This window comes from Methylotuvimicrobium sp., from assembly GCF_050611805.1.
In the GTDB taxonomy this organism is placed as follows: domain Bacteria; phylum Pseudomonadota; class Gammaproteobacteria; order Methylococcales; family Methylomonadaceae; genus Methylotuvimicrobium.
In genome coordinates this window covers 1-2,741 of record NZ_JBNGHF010000112.1, presented here as the reverse complement: position 1 = coordinate 2,741, position 2,741 = coordinate 1, and the positions used below count along the sequence as shown (strand labels likewise).

Annotated in this window: 3 protein-coding genes; all 3 read left to right on the top strand. The window is 50.1% G+C overall.

Features of this window, described 5'->3' with window-relative positions; translation table 11 throughout:
• Window positions 1-378: 378 nt before the first annotated feature.
• The 3 genes from ACRJJO_RS21910 (at window position 379) to gorA (ending at window position 2,634) form a co-directional block, all read left to right on the top strand.
• A complete protein-coding gene (locus ACRJJO_RS21910) occupies window positions 379-663 on the top strand; it encodes an encapsulin-associated ferritin-like protein (RefSeq protein ID WP_431067680.1) in 285 nt (94 codons plus the stop codon).
• 21 nt (window positions 664-684) lie between these two features.
• A complete protein-coding gene (locus ACRJJO_RS21905; protein WP_431067679.1) occupies window positions 685-1,206 on the top strand; it encodes a peroxiredoxin in 522 nt (173 codons plus the stop codon).
• A 75-nt stretch (window positions 1,207-1,281) separates the two neighbouring features.
• The gene (gene gorA, locus ACRJJO_RS21900; protein ID WP_431067678.1) at window positions 1,282-2,634 is read left to right on the top strand and encodes a glutathione-disulfide reductase; all 1,353 of its coding nucleotides are present in this window, start codon (window positions 1,282-1,284) and stop codon (window positions 2,632-2,634) included.
• Window positions 2,635-2,741: the final 107 nt, after the last annotated feature.

Genomic DNA, 2,741 nt, shown 5'->3' with positions numbered 1-2,741 from the left:
TGTTTTGACATCAATTTTTGAAAACTTGGCTTGCAATAAACGAGGAGTCCATATACGGATTATATCGTGTATCGATACAATAAATCGCCTTGATAATGACAATCCATTATACCTTTCGCACTTCAAATTTCGGCGATGCCTAAAGAGGCACCGGGGTGATCGGCCCCTCACCTAGCGTTAGGCGAGGGGCCAGCATAGAGCCACATGGATGTATTGACGGCGTCCTTTGACGGTCACCCCGGCGCCGAATTTTGATCTACGATGAGTATATTCATTGCATTAAAACAGCGTTAAACTGTCAATGAGTCGATTAGAAAGATAAATCGTGAGATTCCCTTCCTAATCGGCAATCATTTATTCAGTAGACGAGGCTCCACAATGGCAAACGAAGGTTATCACGAAGCAATAGAAGAACTCTCCGATGCAACGCGCGATATGCATCGAGCGATTACCTCTTTAATGGAGGAACTGGAAGCGGTCGACTGGTATAACCAACGCGTCGATGCGTGCAAGGATAAAGACCTCAAAGCGATACTCGCGCATAACCGCGATGAGGAGAAGGAACACGCGGCGATGCTGTTGGAATGGATACGCCGACAAGACACGAAATTCGACAACGAACTACGCGATTATTTATTCACCGATAAACCGATCGCTCATTGATCAACCAACCGGAGAATCGAAATGACTTCAAACGTTCCCAATGTAGTTTTCAAAACCCGCGTTCGCGATGAAAGTATCGGCGGCGACAATCCTTTTCGTTGGCAGGATGTCAGTAGCGACGATATTTTCAAAGGCAAAAAAATCGTGCTGTTTTCCCTGCCAGGCGCGTTTACGCCGACATGCTCGAGCACACATTTACCGGGTTACGAAGCAAAATACCAAGACATCATCGGTCAGGGCGTCGATGATGTCTATTGTTTAAGTGTCAACGATGCCTTCACGATGTTTCAGTGGAGTAAACATCTGGGCATCGAGCATGTCAAAATGCTGCCCGACGGCAATGGCGACTTTACCCGCCTGATGGGCATGTTGGTCAAAAAGGAAAATCTCGGCTTCGGCTATCGCTCTTGGCGTTATTCGATGCTGGTCGAGGACGGTAAGATCGTCAAACTGTTCAGCGAACCCGGCTTTTCCGACAATTATCCGGACGATCCGTTCACGGTTAGCGATGCGGACACCATGCTCGATTACTTAAAATCATAATTTTACGATTCGCATCGGTTATTCAATCAAGAATGCCGATGCGCTGCCGTTATCCACCTATCCAAGAATATACAAATGACTGATTTCGATTTCGAGCTATTTGTTATCGGCGCGGGTTCAGGAGGCGTTCGAGCCGCGCGAACGGCCGCCAACCTCGGCATTCGCGTCGCCATCGCCGAAGACCGCCATCTGGGCGGCACCTGCGTCAATGTCGGTTGCGTGCCTAAGAAATTGTTCGTCTATGCCTCGCACTTCCGTGAGGATTTCGAGGCGGCCCAAGGTTTCGGCTGGTCGCTAAGCGAACCCGGCTTCGACTGGCCGCGTTTGTTGTCGCAAAAGGATCGCGAATTGGAACGTCTGCGAGGCATATACGGCAGTTTGCTCGATAAGTCAGGCGTAACGCTGATCGAAGGCCGAGCGACATTGCTTGACGCTCATACCGTGCAAGTCGGCGAAACCCGATACCGCAGCGAACGCATTCTAATCGCAACCGGCGGCAAGCCGTTTATTCCCGATTTTCCGGGCAACGAACATGTCGCCGATTCCGATGACATGTTCGCATTGGATAAACTCCCGAAGCGGCTATTAATAGTCGGCGGCGGCTATATTGCCGTCGAATTCGCCGGCATCATGCACGGCATGGGCGTTAACACGAAATTATGCTATCGGGGCGAACAAATACTGCGGGGATTCGATCACGATGTTAGAGCATTCGCCGCTCAGGAAATGCGAAAAAAAGGCATCGACATTCTGCTCAATACCAACATTAAATCGGTCACCCGAACCGAAAGCGGCTATGAAGCCCATACCGACCGGAACCAAATCGTTGAAGCCGATCTGATTTTATACGCGACCGGAAGAAAACCGAATACTGCGGGACTAGGACTGTCTGAACTCGGCGTTGCGCTGACAGAGAACGGGGAAATCGTCGTCGACGACCGATATCAAAGCAATATTCCGTCGATATACGCGCTGGGCGATGTCACCGGCGAGCTTAACCTGACGCCGGTCGCAACCGCCGAAGCAATGGCGCTGGTCAACACTCTCTATACCGATAAACCCACTTCGGTCGATTACGACTATATCCCAACGGCGGTATTCAGCCAGCCGAATATCGGCACGGTTGGGTTGACCGAATCCGAAGCCAAGGAGCGATATTCCGATATCGAAATTTATAAATCGGTTTTTACGCCGATGAAACACACGCTGTCCGGTCTCGATGAAAAAACGATGATGAAAATGATAGTCAGAAAAAGCACCGATCGGGTCCTAGGCATTCACATGGTCGGACCGGAAGCCGGAGAAATCATTCAAGGCATGGCAGTCGCAATTCGGGCCGGCGCGACCAAGGCCGTCTTCGACTCGACGATCGGTATTCATCCGACTGCGGCCGAAGAATTTGTCACGATGCGCAAATCTGTAGGCTGAAACGTGAATTTAAGAACAATGCGGTTAGGGACAGGCAAAAAAGGTTCAGGTTCTGAGGTATCCCCACTAATTACGCCTTTTCCAGGGTTCTGAAATAATCAACCAAA

Excerpts from the sequence above, each read along its gene's own strand:
- ACRJJO_RS21910 (WP_431067680.1), top strand. The coding sequence starts at position 379 with ATGGCAAACGAAGGTTATCACGAAGCAATAGAAGAACTCTCCGATGCA.
- ACRJJO_RS21905 (WP_431067679.1), top strand. The coding sequence starts at position 685 with ATGACTTCAAACGTTCCCAATGTAGTTTTCAAAACCCGCGTTCGCGAT.
- gorA (WP_431067678.1), top strand. The coding sequence starts at position 1,282 with ATGACTGATTTCGATTTCGAGCTATTTGTTATCGGCGCGGGTTCAGGA.